Raw genomic sequence first — 15488 nt, 5'->3', positions numbered from 1 at the left:
GCGGGGGAGGCGGTTTCGCGCTCTCAAGGGAGCGGCGGGGTTATCCACAGCCCGCCCCCGCCTCGCCCGCCCCGCCGTACCCTGATCGTCGGACCGACCGGGATCACCGAGCCCGGCGGACCGCCGACCGACCGGCCCGGTCACCCGACACCAGGCCGGCCCGGCCGCCCACCGGCGACGACGAACGCGAGGAGCTGTCCATGCCCGATCAGCGCCCGGAGCAGAGCGCGGAGCAGAGCCCGTTCGACCTGGCAGAAGGCGATCCCTTCGGCCCGTACACCCTCCCCTACGGCGTGTTCAGTACGGCGGACACGCCCGGCCGGCGCCGGATCGGCGTCCGCTTCGGCCGCCATGTCCTGGACCTCGGCGCCCTGCCGGGCGCGCTGCCCGCCGTCGTACGGGCGCCGCACGCCGAGCTGCTCGCCGCGCCGACCCTCAACCCGTTGCTGGCCGCCGGCCGTAGCGTCTGGCAGGAGGTCCGCGCGGCCATCCGCGCCGCGGTGACGGACCCCGCGCACCGCACCGCCGTGACGCCGCTGCTGCGCCCGCTGGCCGACGTCACCCTGCACCTCCCCTTCGAGGTCGCCGACTACGTCGACTTCTACGCCAGCGAGCACCACGCCACCAACGTCGGCCGGATCTTCCGCCCCAACGGCGCGGCGCTGCCCCCCAACTGGAAGCATCTGCCGATCGGTTACCACGGCCGGTCCGGCACCATCGTCGTCACCGGCACACCGGTCGTCCGCCCCAATGGCCAGCGCAAGGCCCCGGACGACGCGGCGCCGACCTTCGGCCCGTCCGCCCGTCTGGACATCGAAGCCGAGGTCGGCTTCGTCGTCGGCACGCCGTCCACCCTCCACGAACCGGTCGGCCTCGACGGCTTCCGCGACCATGTCTTCGGCGTCTGCCTGGTCAACGACTGGTCCGCGCGCGACATCCAGGCCTGGGAGTACGTCCCGCTCGGCCCCTTCCTGGGCAAGTCCTTCGCGACCTCCGTGTCCGCGTGGATCACCCCGCTCGACGCCCTCGACGAAGCCCGTACGCAGCCGCCTGCCCGGGACTTCCCGCTGCTGCCCTACCTCGACGACTCGGCTGGTGAAGCGGGCGGCATCGACCTGCGCATCGAGGTGAGCATCAACGGTGAGACGGTCTCCCGGCCGCCGTTCTCCGCGATGTACTGGACGGCCGCCCAGCAGCTGGCCCATATGACGGTCAACGGCGCCTCGCTGCGCACCGGCGATCTGTTCGCCTCCGGGACGGTCTCCGGCCCCGAGCCCGACCAGCTGGGCTGTCTGCTCGAACTCACCCAGGGCAAGGGCCCCTACCTCCAGGACGGCGACGAGGTCACTCTCACCGCGTGGGCACCGGGGCCGGACGGCGCCCGAATCGGTCTGGGAGAGGTCGTCGGGCGGGTCCTGCCGGCGCCCGACCTGGGCAGGTAGGTCGCCGCGGCCGCCCCCTGCCCGTGATGCGACATGACGGGCAGGGAGCCGGCCCGGTCCGCCCGGCCTCCCCCTGGACGTACGACGTCAACATGCACCAAAACCTCACATACATCCCAATTCAACCGCCCCGCAAGGCTGCTACGTCACGACCGCACACCAACTCCGTACCGGCGTTGCCGCAATCCCGTCCTCGTTCTGCACGGCCTCCCCGGGCCGGCTACCGGCTTGCTAGCCTCACGTCTCCCTGTCCCACAACGGAGGAGATGTACGTGCGCAAGGCAACGCAGATCGCCGGGGCGGCCGCCATCGCCGCGATGCTGCTCAGCGGCTGCGGAAGCAGCGGCGGCGACAAGGAGACCCCGCCGAGCAAGTCGCCGGAGAGCGGCCCGTCGACTCCGGGCGGTGCCGACAAGCCGGCGAACGGCGCGGCGGTCGACGGCGCTTGGGAAGCGGACTCCTCCGACGGCAAGCTGATACTCGCGATCACCAAGGGCACCGTCGCGCTCAGCAACGGCACCAAGGCGGCCTGTCTCGGCAAGGTCCAGGAGATGGCGGGCACGACCATGGCCGCCCTCAAGTGCACCAACGGGGACGACACCCGGACGATGGGCACGCTCAAGCCGGGCGCCGACGGCAAGAGCCTGACGGTCGACTGGAAGAACGGCCCGACCGAGAAGTACACCAAGTCGACCGACGGCAGCGTGAAGATCCCCGACATGCCCGAGCTGCCGAGCGGCGTGCCCAGCATGCCCAAGAGCTGACCCGTACGACAGACCGCCGCCCGGCAACCCCCAAGAGGGTGCCGGGCGGCGGCCGTTGATACGTACGGCGGCGCGTCGTCCTCAGCGCACAAAGACTCCCGCCTGGCCGGCCAGGTCGAGGAAGTACTGCGGCGCCAGGCCGAGCGCCAGCGTGACCACCACGCCGACCGCGATGGCCATGGTCGTCAGCGGGCTGGGCACCGCGACGGTCGGGCCCTCCGCCTTCGGCTCGCTGAAGAACATCAGCACGATCACCCGGATGTAGAAGAACGCGGCGATCGCCGAGGAGATCACGCCGACCACGACCAGCCAGCCCGCGCCGCTCTGCGCCGCCGCCTTGAAGACCGCGAACTTTCCGGCGAAGCCGGAGGTCAGCGGGATACCGGCGAAGGCCAGCAGGAAGACCGCGAAGACCGCCGCCACCAGGGGCGAACGCCGGCCCAGGCCCGCCCACTTGGACAGATGCGTCGCCTCTCCACCGGCGTCCCGCACCAGGGTGACGACGGCGAAGGCGCCGAGCGTCACGAAGGAGTAGGCGGCGAGGTAGAAGAGCACCGAGGAGATGCCGTCCTCACTGGTGGCGATGACACCGGCGAGGATGAAGCCGGCGTGCGCGATGGAGGAGTAGGCCAGCAGCCGCTTGATGTCGGTCTGGGTGATGGCGACGATCGCGCCGCCCAGCATCGTGACGATCGCGACGCCCCACATCACCGGCCGCCAGTCCCAGCGCATGCCGGGGAGTACGACGTACAGCAGGCGCAGCAGCGCGCCGAAGGCCGCGACCTTGGTGGCGGCCGCCATGAAGCCGGTGACCGGGGTCGGGGCGCCCTGGTATACGTCCGGCGTCCACATGTGGAACGGGACCGCGCCGACCTTGAACAGCAGGCCCATCAGCACCAGCGCGGCGCCGATCAGCAGCAGCGCGTCATTGCCCATCGTGCCGGCCAGCGCCGGGTCGATCTGCTTGGCGCCGTCGGCGATGACCTCGGCGATCCCGGCGTAGGTGACCGTGCCGGCGTAGCCGTACAGGAGGGCGATGCCGAACAGGAGGAAGGCCGAGGAGAAGGCGCCGAGCAGGAAGTACTTCATCGCCGATTCCTGCGACAGCAGGCGCTGGCGGCGGGCCACCGCACACAGGATGTACAGCGGGAGGGAGAAGACCTCCAGGGCGATGAAGAGGGTCAGCAGGTCGTTGGCCGCCGGGAACACCAGCATGCCGCCGATCGCGAAGAGGACGATCGGGAAGACCTCGGTGGTGGTGAACCCGGCCTTGACCGCGGCCTGTTCGGCTTCGCCGCCGGGGACGGCGGCGGCCTGGGCGGCGAAGGAGTCCACCCGGTTGCCGTGTGCCGCCGGGTCGAGCCGGCGCTCGGCGAAGGTGAAGACCGCGACCAGGGACACCAGCAGGATCGTGCCCTGCAGGAACAGCGCGGGACCGTCGACGGCGATGGCGCCCATCGCGGCGATCCCGGCCTTGGACGAGCCGAAGCCGCCGGCCGCCAGGCCGATGACCGCGGCGAACGCGGCGGCCAGCGCCACCACGGACACCAGCAGCTGGGCGTAGTAGCGGCTGCGGCGCGGCAGCAGCGCCTCGATCAGGACGCCGACCACCGCGGCACCGAGGACGATCAGCGTCGGGGACAGCTGGCCGTATTCGATGCGCGGCGCCGGGATCTTGCCCGGCAGCTCGGCCGCCACTGTCCACAGGCTGTGGACACTTGCCACGGAACTCACTTCGCGGCCTCCACCTCTTGATCATGCACGGCGTGGCCGGGCCGGCCTGCACCGGGCACGGCGTCCACCCGCACTGCGGGCTTGGGGTCCTTCTTGTCCACGACGGACAGGGTGTGATCGACCGCCGGATTGACGATGTCGGTGAGCGGCTTGGGGTACACCCCGAGGAAGAGCAGCAGCGCGATCAGCGGCGCGACCACCACCAGCTCCCGGGCCCTGAGGTCGGGCATGCCCTCCACCTTGGCCTTCACCGGCCCGGTCATCGTCCGCTGGTAGAGGACGAGGACGTAGAGCGCGGCGAGGACGATGCCGACGCTGGCGATGATCCCGATCACCGGATAGCGGCTGAACGTGCCGACCAGGACCAGGAATTCGCTGATGAACGGGGCCAGGCCGGGTAGCGACAGGGTCGCCAGACCGCCGATGAGGAAGGTGCCGGCGAGGACCGGGGCGACCTTCTGCACGCCGCCGTAGTCCGCGATCAGCCGCGAGCCGCGGCGGGTGATCAGGAAGCCGGCGACCAGCATCAGCGCGGCCGTGGAGATGCCGTGGTTGACCATGTAGAGCGTGGCACCGCTCTGGCCCTGGGTCGTCATCGCGAAGATGCCCAGGATGATGAAGCCGAAGTGGGAGATCGAGGCGTAGGCGATCAGCCGCTTGATGTCCCGCTGGCCGACCGCGAGCAGCGCGCCGTAGATCACGCTGATCAGGGCGAGCACCAGGATCACCGGGGTGGCCCAGCTGCTGGCCTCCGGGAAGAGCTGGAGGCAGAAGCGGAGCATCGCGAAGGTGCCGACCTTGTCGACCACCGCGGTGATCAGCACCGCGACCGGCGAGGTCGACTCACCCATGGCGTTGGGCAGCCAGGTGTGCAGCGGCCACAGCGGCGCCTTCACCGCGAAGGCGAAGAAGAAGCCGAGGAACAGCAGCCGCTCCGTGCCGGTGCCGAAGTCGAGCTTGCCGGACGTCCGCGCCTCGACGATCTGCTGGAGCGAGAAGGTGCCGCTGCCGAGCTGGTCGGCGGTGACGGCGTACAGACCGATCACCGCGGCCAGCATGATCAGTCCGCCGGCGAGGTTGTAGAGCAGGAACTTCACCGCGGCGTACGACCGTTGGGTGGCGGCCTGTTCCTCGCCGTGCGCCCCGGCCCGGTCCCCGAAGCCGCCGATGAGGAAGTACATCGGGATCAGCATGGCTTCGAAGAAGATGTAGAAGAGGAAGACGTCGGTGGCCTCGAACGAGAGGATCACCATCGCCTCGACGGCCAGGATCAGCGCGAAGAAGCCCTGGGTGGGCCGCCAGCGGCTGTTGGAGCCCGCGGCGGAGCCACTGTCGGATGCAGATTCCAGGGGGTCGGCGTCATGCCAGCCCGCCAGGATCACGAACGGGATCAGCAGGGCGGTCAGCGCGATCAGGGCGACCGCGATGCCGTCGACGCCGAGTTCGTAGCGGACGCCGAAGTCCTGGATCCAGGCGTGCGATTCGGTGAGTTGGTACGGGCCCTCGGCGCCGGGCCGGAAGCGGACCGCGATCACCACGGCCAGTACGAAGGTGGCCAGCGAGAACAGCAGCGCCAGCCATTTGGCAGCGGTGCGCTTGGCGGCGGGCACCGCGGCGGTGGCGACCGCCCCGATCGCCGGTACCGCGGCGGTTGCCGTCAGCAGGGGGAAGGAAAAGTCCGCCATGGTTCAGACACCCCTCATCAGCAGGGTCGCGGCGACGAGGACGGCGGCTCCGCCCAGCATTTGGACCGCGTACGAGCGGACGAAGCCGCTCTGCAACTGGCGCAGCCGGCCGGAGAGTCCGCCCATCGAGGCCGCCGTGCCGTTGACCGCGCCGTCAACCACGGAGTGGTCGAGGTAGACCAGCGTGCGGGTGAGGTGCTCGCCGCCGCGCACCAGGACGATGTGGTTGAAGTCGTCCTGGAGCAGATCGCGGCGGGCCGCCCGGGTCAGCAGCGAGCCGCGCGGCGCGACGGCCGGGACGGGCTTGCGGCCGTACATCTGCCAGGCGAGGCCGACACCGATGAGGAGCACCACGATCGTCGAGGCGGTGATCGCGGTGGCACTGAGCGGGGAGTGGCCGTGCGCGAACGAGGTGACCGGCTCCAGCCATGTCACAAAGGCTTCGTTGACGCTGAACAGGGCGCCCGCGAAGACCGATCCGACGGCCAGCACGATCATGGGGATCGTCATGACCTTCGGCGACTCGTGTGGATGCTGGACTTGCTGCCCCGGCGCGGCAGCGCCCGGTGTCTCAGCCCAGCGCTTCTCGCCGAAGAACGTCATCAGCATCACCCGCGTCATGTAGAACGCGGTGATCGCGGCGCCCAGCAGGGCGGCGCCGCCGAGGATCCAGCCCTCGGTGCCGCCCTTGGCGAACGCCGCCTCGATGATCTTGTCCTTGGAGAAGAAGCCGGACAGGCCGGGGAAGCCGATGATCGCGAGATAGCCGAGGCCGAAGGTGACGAAGGTGACCGGCATGTATTTCCGCAGGCCGCCGTAGTGGCGCATGTCCACCTCGTCGTTCATGCCGTGCATCACGGAGCCGGCGCCGAGGAACAGGCCGGCCTTGAAGAAGCCGTGGGTGACCAGGTGCATGATCGCGAAGGCGTAGCCGATCGGGCCGAGGCCGGCGGCGAGGATCATGTAGCCGATCTGCGACATCGTCGAGCCGGCCAGCGCCTTCTTGATGTCGTCCTTGGCGCAACCGACGATCGCACCGAAGAGGAGCGTGACCGCACCGACCGCGACGACGGCGGTCTGGGCGTCCGGCGCCGCGTTGAAGATCGCCCCGGAGCGGGTGATCAGATACACGCCGGCGGTGACCATCGTGGCGGCGTGGATCAGGGCCGAGACGGGTGTCGGGCCCTCCATCGCGTCGCCGAGCCAGGACTGCAGCGGCACCTGCGCCGACTTGCCGCAGGCGGCCAGCAGCAGCATCAGCCCGATGGCCGTCAGCTTGCCCTCGGAGGTGTCGCCGGTGGCGGCGAGCACCGGCCCGAAGGCGAAGGTCCCGAATGTGGTGAACATCAGCATGATCGCGATGGACAGGCCGACGTCACCGACGCGGTTGACGAGGAACGCCTTCTTGGCGGCGGTGGCCGCGCTGGGCTTGTGCTGCCAGAACCCGATGAGCAGGTACGAGGCGAGGCCGACGCCCTCCCAGCCGACGTACAGCAGAAGGTAGTTGTCGGCGAGGACGAGCAGCAGCATCGCCGCGAGGAACAGGTTGAGGTAGCCGAAGAAGCGGCGGCGCCGCTCGTCGTGCTCCATGTAGCCGATGGAGTAGATGTGGATCAGGGATCCGACACCGGTGATCAGCAGGACGAAGGTCATCGACAGCTGGTCGAGTTGGAAGCCGACATCGGCCTGGAAGCCGCCGACCGGGATCCAGCTGAACAGATGCTGGTGGACGGCACGGTCCTCGGCGGACTTGCCGAGCATGTCGGCGAAGAGCACCGCCGCGACGGCGAACGACGCCACCGCGAAGAGCGAGCCGATCCAGGCGCCGGTGCGGTCCAGTCGTTTGCCGCCGCACAACAGCAGGGCCGCACCGACCAGCGGTGCCGCGACAAGCAGCGCGATCAAGTTCTCCACTTTGTGCGACCCCTTACAGCTTCATCAGGCTGGCGTCGTCGACCGAGGCCGTATGACGGGTGCGGAAGATCGACACGATGATCGCCAGACCGACCACGACCTCGGCCGCGGCGACGACCATCGTGAAGAACGCGATGATCTGGCCGTCCAGATTCCCGTGCATCCGCGAGAAGACCACGAAGGCGAGATTGCAGGCGTTGAGCATCAGCTCGATGCACATGAACACCACGATGGCGTTCCGCCTGATCAGCACCCCGGCCGCGCCGATGGTGAACAACAGGGCGGCGAGATAGAGGTAGTAGACCGGGTTCATTTCTTGGCCCCCTCCTTGTGCTCCTTCGGCGCCTGGCCACCGGACGACGAGGGCTTGGACTCGTCCTCGGAGCCCCGCCCCAGCCAGTCCTCGGAGCGCTGCTCCAGCGCCTTCAGCTCGGCGAGCGACTCACCGGAGACATCGCGGATCTGGCCGCGCTGACGCAGCGTCGGGTTGACGGTCAGCTCGGACGGCGTGCCGTCGGGCAGCAGTCCGGGGATGTCCACGGCGTTGTGCCGGGCGTAGACACCCGGGGCGGGCAGCGGCGGTACGTGCTTGCCCTCGCGGATCCGCGCCTCGGACCGCTCCCGCTGGGTCCTGGCGCGCTCCGTGCGCTCCCGGTGGGTGAGCACCATCGCGCCGACGACCGCCGTGATCAGCAGGGCGCCGGTGATTTCGAAGGCGAAGACGTACTTGGTGAAGATGAGCGCGGCCAGATTCTGCACATTGCCGCCGGCGTTGGCCTCGCCCAGGCCGTTGAACTCCTTGAGCGCGGCGTTGCCGATGCCGGCGATGAGCAGGATGCCGAAGCCGATGCCCAGGCCCGCGGCGAGCCAACGCTGGCCTTTGAGCGTCTCCTTGAGGGAGTCGGCCGCGGTGACACCCACCAGCATGACGACGAACAGGAACAGCATCATGATCGCGCCGGTGTAGACGACGATCTGGACGACACCGAGGAAGTACGCACCGTTGGCGAGATAGAAGACCGCCAGGACGATCATGGTCCCGGCGAGCGAAAGGGCGCTGTGCACCGCCCTCTTCATCATGATCGTGCCCAGCGCGCCGCAGACGGCGACGACGCCCAGGATCCAGAACTGCACGGCCTCCCCCGAGGAGGTCGCGGAGGCGGCGAGGCCGGTCATGCCTGCACCCCCTCGTCGGAAGCCGCGGCCGAGGTCTCCGCCGGAGGCTCTTCGCCCTTGGAGACGGCGACCTGGCGGACGGTGCCGGGCGCGGCCTCCGTCACCAGGCCTTTGTAGTAGTCCCGCTCCGTCATGCCGGGGTAGATCGCATGCGGCGAGTCGACCATGGTGTCCTCCAGGCCGACGAGCAGCTCCTCCTTGGTGTAGATGAGCGACTCGCGGGACTTGTCGGCGAGTTCGTACTCGTTGGTCATGGTCAGGGCTCGGGTCGGGCACGCCTCCACACATAGACCGCACAGAATGCAGCGGAGGTAGTTGATCTGGTAGACGCGGCCGTAGCGCTCGCCCGGGGAGTAACGCTCCTCCTCGGTGTTGTCGGCGCCCTCGACATAGATCGCGTCCGCCGGGCAGGCCCAGGCGCACAACTCGCAGCCGATGCACTTCTCCAGGCCGTCCGGATGGCGGTTGAGCTGGTGCCGGCCGTGGAAGCGCGGCGCCGTCGGCTTCTTCTCCTCCGGGTACTGCTCGGTCAGCCGCTTCTTGAACATGGCCCGGAAGGTCACGCCGAAGCCGGCCACGGGGTTCTGGAACTCAGGCACCGTCGCCCCCCTTTCCATCGTTTCCATTTCCGTCACTGACAGTGTCCACCCGACCACTGACAATCAACTCGCCGTCACGGCGCGGGCGTCGACGTGGCACCGGTGGCAGGCTCTGCCCCGGCAGCGGCGGTACCGGGAATCCGCCGGCCATCGGGTCGAAGGCCCCCTCGCCGTCCGCTCCCTCCTCGGCTTCCTCCTCACCTCGCCGGAAGAAGTCCGCGACGAGGGAGATCAGCAGCAGGGCGATGGCGGCCCCGGCGACGTACAGCACGATCTGCTGGAAGGCGTAGCCCTCGTTCTTGAGCGCGCGGACCGTGGCGACCAGCATCAGCCAGACCAGGGAGACCGGGATGAGGACCTTCCAGCCCAGCTTCATCAGCTGGTCGTAGCGCACCCGGGGGAGCGTGCCGCGCAGCCAGATGAAGAAGAACAGCAGCAGCTGCACCTTGATGGTGAACCAGAGCATCGGCCACCAGCCGTGGTTCGCGCCTTCCCAGAAGGTGGAGATGGGGTACGGGGCCCGCCAGCCGCCCAGGAAGAGGGTGGTCGCGACCGCCGACACCGTCACCATGTTGACGTACTCGGCGAGCATGAACATCGCGAACTTGATGGACGAGTACTCGGTGTTGAAGCCGCCGACGAGGTCGCCCTCGGACTCCGGCATGTCGAACGGCGCCCGGTTGGTCTCGCCCACCATCGTCGCGATGTAGATCAGGAAGGACACCGGCAGCAGCAGGATGTACCACTTGTCCTGCTGCGACTCGACGATCGTCGAGGTCGACATCGATCCGGAATAGAGGAACACCGACGCGAACGCGGCGCCCATCGCGATCTCGTAGGAGATCATCTGGGCGCAGGAGCGGAGCCCGCCGAGCAGCGGGTACGTCGAGCCGGAGGACCAGCCCGCCAGCACGATGCCGTAGATGCCGACGGAGGCCGTGGCCAGGATGTAGAGGATGCCGATCGGCAGGTCCGTCAGCTGCATCGGGGTACGGACACCGAAGATCGAGACCTCGTTGTCCGCCGGGCCGAAGGGGATCACCGCGATCGCCATGAAGGCCGGGATGGCCGCGACGATCGGGGCGAGGACGTAGACGGCCTTGTCGGCCCGCCTGACGACCAGGTCCTCCTTGAGCATCAGCTTGATGCCGTCGGCGAGGGACTGGAGCATGCCCCAGGGGCCGTGCCGGTTGGGGCCGATCCGCAGCTGCATCCAGGCGACGACCTTGCGCTCCCAGACGATCGAGAACAGCACGGTCAGCATCAGGAACGCGAAGCAGAAGACCGCCTTGACGACGACCAGCCACCACGGGTCGCGGCCGAACATCGACAGGTCTTCCTGGGCCAGCGTGGTGCCCACGGTGGCGAGGGGATCGAGCTGCCGGATCATGCGTCCACCTCCTTGGCCGGCTCCGGGGTACCGGGCGCGGCGGAGACCTTCACCAGGTCACCGGGGCGCGCCCCGGTGTCGGCGGCGACGCCACCGCCGGTGGAATTCAGCGGCAGCCACACCACCCGGTCGGGCATCGGCGTGACCTGGAGCGGCAGCCGGACCGAGCCGGCCGGTCCGCTGACCGCCAGGAGGTCGCCGTCCTTGACGCCGGTCTCCTGGGCGGTGGCCGGCGACAGCCGGGCGACCGCGGCGTGCCGGGTGCCGGCCAGCGCGTCGTCGCCCTCCTGCAGCCGCCCCTGGTCCAAGAGGAGGCGGTGCCCTGCCAGTACGGCCTCGCCGGTGCCGGGGCGGGGCAGCGGGCGGCCGATCTCCAGCGGGTCCCCGGCGTAGCGGCCGCTCCAGCCGCCGAGCCGGTCCAGCTCCCGGCGCACCGCGCGGACGTCCGGCAGCGCGAGGTGACTCTGGCTCTGAGCGCCTTCGGCGCGGGCGAGAGCATCGGCGAGCATGTGCAGCACCCGGGAGTCCGGTAGCAGATGCCGGCGGGTCAGCTGGTCCGGTTTGAGCGTGGCCTCGAACAGCCGGGCCCGGCCCTCCCAGTTGAGGAAGGTGCCGGGCTTCTCGACGACGGCCGCCACCGGGAGGACCACATCCGCCCGTTCGGTGACTTCCGAGGGCCGCAGTTCCAGGCTGACCAGGAAGCCGACCTCGTCCAGGGCCGTCACCGCGCGGGCCGGGTCCGGCAGGTCCGCGACCTCGACGCCGGCCACCAGGAGCGCGCTGAGTTCGCCGGTCGCCGCGGCCTCGATGATCTGGCCGGTGTCCCGGCCGTGCCGGTGCGGGAGTTCGGCGACGCCCCAGGCCGCGGCGACCTCGTCGCGGGCCCGGGGGTCGGTGGCGGGCCGGCCACCGGGCAGCAGCCCCGGCAGCGCGCCCGCCTCCAGGGCGCCGCGTTCGCCCGCCCGCCGCGGGATCCACACCAGGTGGGCGCCGGTCGCGGACGCGGCGCGGACCGCCGCGGTCAGCGCGCCGGGCACCGCGGCCAGCCGCTCGCCGACGATGATCACCGCACCGTCGGCCCGCAGCGCCTCGGCCGCGGCGGCTCCCTCGGCTTCCAGGCCGGTGCCGTCCGCGAGCGCGGTCAGCCATTCGGTCTCGGTGCCGGGGGCGGCGGGCAGCAGCGTGCCGCCGGCCTTGATCAGCCCGCGCGAGGCGTAGGCCGCCAGCCCGTAGGTGCGCTGGCCGCTCCTGCGGTGCGCCTTGCGGAGCCGCAGGAAGACGCCGGGCGCTTCCTCCTCCGCCTCGATACCGGCCAGCAGCACGGCCGGCGCCTTCTCCAGCGCGGTGTACGTGACACCCCCGCCGTCCAGGTCACGGCCGCGGCCGGCGACCCTGGCCGCCAGGAAGTCGGCCTCCTCGGCGCTGTGCACCCGGGCCCGGAAGTCGATGTCGTTGGTGTGCAGCGCGATCCGGGCGAACTTGGCGTAGGCGTAGGCGTCTTCGACGGTCAGCCGGCCGCCGGTCAGCACGCCGGTGCGCCCCTTGGCGGCGGCCAGGCCCCGGGCCGCGGCCGCCAGCGCCTCGGGCCAGCTCGCCGGCTCCAGCTCACCGGACTCGGCGTTGCGCACGAGGGGGCTCTCCAGCCGGTCGCGCTGCTGCGCGTAGCGGAAGCCGAACCGCCCCTTGTCGCAGATCCACTCCTCGTTGACCTCGGGGTCGTCCGCCGCCAGCCGCCGCAGGACCTTGCCGCGCCGGTGGTCCGTACGGGTCGCGCAGCCGCCCGCGCAGTGTTCGCACACCGACGGCGACGAGACCAGGTCGAAGGGGCGGGAGCGGAAGCGGTACGCGGCGGAGGTGAGGGCGCCGACCGGGCAGATCTGGATGGTGTTCCCGGAGAAGTACGACGTGAACGGGTCGCCCTCGCCGGTACCGACCTGCTCCAGGGCGCCGCGCTCCAGCAGCTCGATCATCGGGTCGCCCGCGATCTGGTTGCTGAACCGGGTGCAGCGCGCGCACAGCACACAGCGCTCGCGGTCCAGCAGCACCTGCGTGGAGATCGGCACCGGCTTCTCGTAGGTCCGCTTCCTGCCCTCGAAGCGGGTGTCCGGGTCGCCGACCTGCATCGCCTGGTTCTGCAGCGGGCACTCGCCGCCCTTGTCGCAGACCGGGCAGTCCAGCGGGTGGTTGATCAGCAGCAGTTCCATCACCCCGCGCTGGGCCTTCTCGGCCACCGGGGAGGTGAGCTGTGATTTGACGACCATCCCGTCGGTGCAGGTGATGGTGCAGGAGGCCATGGGTTTGCGCTGGCCCTCGACCTCGACGATGCACTGCCGGCAGGCGCCGGCCGGGTCCAGCAGCGGGTGGTCGCAGAAGCGCGGGATCTCGATGCCGAGGAGTTCGGCGGCGCGGATGACCAGCGTCCCCTTGGGGACGGAGATCTCGATGCCGTCGATCGTCAGGGAGACGAGGTCCTCGGGCGGGACGGCCGCCTCGCCGCCCCCGGAGGGGGACTTGCCCGCGGCGGAGCCGCTCTTTGAGTGCAGCACGGTCATGCATTCACCCCCAGGTGAGCGTCGTTGTCGGCCCAGACGGTCGACTTGGCGGGGTCGAAGGGGCAGCCCTTGCCGGTGATGTGCCGCTCGTACTCCTCGCGGAAGTACTTGAGCGAGGAGAAGATCGGCGAGGCGGCGCCGTCGCCGAGGGCGCAGAAGGACTTGCCGTTGATGTTGTCGGCGATGTCGTTGAGCTTGTCGAGGTCGTCCATCCGGCCCTTGCCGGCCTCGATGTCGCGGAGCAACTGCACCAGCCAGTAGGTGCCTTCGCGGCAGGGCGTGCACTTGCCGCAGGACTCGTGCGCGTAGAACTCGGTCCAGCGGGTGACGGCCCGCACGACACAGGTGGTCTCGTCGAAGCACTGCAGCGCCTTGGTGCCGAGCATCGAGCCGGCCGCGCCGACGCCCTCGTAGTCGAGGGGGACGTCGAGGTGTTCGTCGGTGAACATCGGCGTCGAGGAGCCGCCGGGCGTCCAGAACTTGAGCCGGTGTCCTGGCCGCATGCCGCCGCTCATGTCGAGCAGCTGGCGCAGGGTGACGCCCAACGGGGCTTCGTACTGGCCTGGGTTGGCGACATGGCCGCTGAGCGAGTAGAGCGTGAAGCCCGGGGACTTCTCGCTGCCCATCGACCTGAACCAGTCCTTGCCCTTGTTCATGATGGCGGGAACAGACGCGATGGACTCGACGTTGTTCACGACAGTGGGGCAGGCGTAGAGGCCGGCCACCGCCGGGAAGGGAGGACGAAGCCGGGGCTGTCCGCGACGGCCCTCCAGGGAGTCCAGGAGTGCGGTCTCCTCACCACAGATGTACGCGCCCGCGCCCGCGTGCACGACGACATCCAGGTCGAGCCCCGAGCCGAGAATGTCCTTGCCGAGGTATCCCGCCGCGTACGCCTCGCGTACCGCCTCGTGCAGCCGCCGCAGCACGGGCACGACCTCGCCGCGCAGATAGATGAAGGCGAGATTCGACCGGATCGCATGACAGGCGATCACGATCCCCTCGATGAGGGAATGCGGGTTCGCGAAGAGAAGGGGGATGTCCTTGCAGGTCCCGGGCTCCGATTCGTCGGCGTTGACCACCAGATAGTGCGGTTTGCCGTCGCCCTGCGGGATGAACTGCCACTTCATGCCGGTGGGGAAGCCGGCGCCGCCGCGGCCGCGCAGCCCGGCGTCCTTGACGTAGGCGATGACGTCGTCCGGCGCCATCGCGAGGGCCTTGCGCATGCCCGCGTAGCCCTCGTGCCTGAGGTACGTCTCCAGGGTCCAGGATTCGGGCTGGTCCCAGAAGGCCGACAGGACGGGCATGAGGATCTTCTCAGGACTCGCCCCTCCCCCGGCCTCGGGCCGGGAGGTGCCCCCGAACTCGGGTGCCACCGTCATCACTCCCCCTCCTCGTCTGCGTGCCCGGCCGGGTGGTGACTGTCGGAGGCCGAGGTTTCTTGCGGCGCGTCATGGGAGCTGGGGTGCCCGGACGGCGCCTGCTCCGTCGGGCTCCCGCTCGGGGGCTCGTCGCTCGGCCGGTCGGCCGTGGCGCGCGGCGCGATGACGTGGTCGGCGCCGTGGCCCGGGGCGGCCTCGCCCTTGGCGAGCCGGAGTCCGACGAGGGAGGCGGGCCCCGCGCCTCCCGTCGCCTCGACCGCGCCGGGACGCTCGTCGGGGAAGCCGGCCAGCATCCGGGCCGTCTCCTTGTAGGTGCACAGCGGGGCGCCCCGGGTGGGCTCGACGGTCCGGCCCGCCCGCAGGTCGTCGACCAGCCGCTTGGCGGAGTCCGGTGTCTGGTTGTCGAAGAACTCCCAGTTGACCATCACCACGGGCGCGAAGTCGCAGGCCGCGTTGCACTCGATGTGTTCGAGGGTGACTGCGCCGTCCTCGGTGGTCTCGCCGTTGCCGACGCCGAGGTGTTCCTTGAGCTCCTCGAAGATGGCGTCGCCGCCCATCACCGCGCAGAGCGTGTTGGTGCAGACCCCGACCTGGTAGTCGCCGCTCGGCTTGCGGCGGTACATGGTGTAGAAGGTCGAGACGGCGGTGACCTCGGCGGTGGTCAGACCGAGCCGCTCGGCGCAGAAGCGGACACCGGTACGGGTGACATGGCCCTCTTCGGACTGCACGAGATGCAGCAGCGGCAGCAGCGCCGAGCGGGAGTCGGGGTAGCGGGCGATGACCTCCTTGGCGTCGGCTTCGAGCCGGGCGCGTACGTCGGCCGGGTAGTCGGGGGCGGGGAGCTGCGGCATCC

Annotated in this window: 12 protein-coding genes; 2 read left to right on the top strand and 10 right to left on the bottom strand. The window is 70.1% G+C overall.

Annotated elements, in window-relative coordinates; all coding sequences use genetic code 11:
- The first annotated feature begins 200 nt into the window (after positions 1-200).
- Together fahA and FCH28_RS18895 are read left to right on the top strand one after the other, a co-directional pair.
- Positions 201-1442: a fumarylacetoacetase gene (gene fahA / locus FCH28_RS18900; RefSeq protein ID WP_136741254.1), complete on the top strand. Its 1242-nt coding sequence runs from the start codon at positions 201-203 to the stop codon at positions 1440-1442.
- Between the two features lie 272 nt (positions 1443-1714).
- On the top strand, positions 1715-2206 hold the full coding sequence (locus FCH28_RS18895; protein ID WP_136741253.1) for a hypothetical protein: 492 nt from the start codon (positions 1715-1717) through the stop codon (positions 2204-2206).
- Between the two features lie 81 nt (positions 2207-2287).
- Here FCH28_RS18895 and nuoN read toward each other — a convergent pair whose 3' ends face one another.
- Genes nuoN through nuoE form a run of 10 tightly spaced genes read right to left on the bottom strand, consistent with a single transcriptional unit; the run spans position 2288 to position 15486 of the window.
- The gene (gene nuoN / locus FCH28_RS18890) at positions 2288-3940 is read right to left on the bottom strand and encodes an NADH-quinone oxidoreductase subunit NuoN (protein ID WP_136741252.1); all 1653 of its coding nucleotides are present in this window, start codon (positions 3938-3940) and stop codon (positions 2288-2290) included.
- A complete protein-coding gene (locus tag FCH28_RS18885) occupies positions 3937-5625 on the bottom strand; it encodes an NADH-quinone oxidoreductase subunit M (RefSeq protein ID WP_136741251.1) in 1689 nt (562 codons plus the stop codon). Before FCH28_RS18885 ends, nuoN begins: the two co-directional genes overlap by 4 nt.
- A gap of 3 nt (positions 5626-5628) precedes the next feature.
- The gene (gene nuoL, locus FCH28_RS18880; protein WP_136741250.1) at positions 5629-7539 is read right to left on the bottom strand and encodes an NADH-quinone oxidoreductase subunit L; all 1911 of its coding nucleotides are present in this window, start codon (positions 7537-7539) and stop codon (positions 5629-5631) included.
- Positions 7540-7552: 13 nt separating this feature from the next.
- Positions 7553-7852 carry an NADH-quinone oxidoreductase subunit NuoK gene (gene nuoK / locus FCH28_RS18875; protein ID WP_136741249.1) on the bottom strand — a complete coding sequence of 100 codons (300 nt, stop codon included), beginning with the start codon at positions 7850-7852 and terminating at the stop codon, positions 7553-7555.
- Positions 7849-8715 (bottom strand): NADH-quinone oxidoreductase subunit J, encoded by an 867-nt coding sequence (locus FCH28_RS18870; protein WP_136741248.1) that lies wholly within the window; start codon positions 8713-8715, stop codon positions 7849-7851. Before FCH28_RS18870 ends, nuoK begins: the two co-directional genes overlap by 4 nt.
- On the bottom strand, positions 8712-9332 hold the full coding sequence (gene nuoI, locus FCH28_RS18865; RefSeq protein WP_136741247.1) for an NADH-quinone oxidoreductase subunit NuoI: 621 nt from the start codon (positions 9330-9332) through the stop codon (positions 8712-8714). The genes FCH28_RS18870 and nuoI overlap by 4 nt, the downstream gene beginning before the upstream one ends.
- The gene (nuoH, locus tag FCH28_RS18860; RefSeq protein ID WP_136741246.1) at positions 9307-10704 is read right to left on the bottom strand and encodes an NADH-quinone oxidoreductase subunit NuoH; all 1398 of its coding nucleotides are present in this window, start codon (positions 10702-10704) and stop codon (positions 9307-9309) included. Before nuoH ends, nuoI begins: the two co-directional genes overlap by 26 nt.
- Positions 10701-13256 (bottom strand): NADH-quinone oxidoreductase subunit G, encoded by a 2556-nt coding sequence (locus FCH28_RS18855; RefSeq protein WP_136741245.1) that lies wholly within the window; start codon positions 13254-13256, stop codon positions 10701-10703. Before FCH28_RS18855 ends, nuoH begins: the two co-directional genes overlap by 4 nt.
- Positions 13253-14635, bottom strand: a complete 1383-nt coding sequence (nuoF, locus tag FCH28_RS18850; protein WP_136741244.1) for an NADH-quinone oxidoreductase subunit NuoF — start codon at positions 14633-14635, stop codon at positions 13253-13255. Before nuoF ends, FCH28_RS18855 begins: the two co-directional genes overlap by 4 nt.
- Complete coding sequence (nuoE, locus tag FCH28_RS18845) at positions 14635-15486, bottom strand: NADH-quinone oxidoreductase subunit NuoE (protein ID WP_187363880.1); 852 nt, start codon at positions 15484-15486, stop codon at positions 14635-14637. The genes nuoF and nuoE overlap by 1 nt, the downstream gene beginning before the upstream one ends.
- Between the last annotated feature and the right edge of the window lie 2 nt (positions 15487-15488).

It is taken from the genome of Streptomyces piniterrae (assembly GCF_005048155.1).
In the GTDB taxonomy this organism is placed as follows: Bacteria; Actinomycetota; Actinomycetes; order Streptomycetales; family Streptomycetaceae; genus Streptomyces; species Streptomyces piniterrae.
Note: the sequence above shows the minus strand (reverse complement) of the source record. Positions and strands in the feature narration are given on the sequence as shown.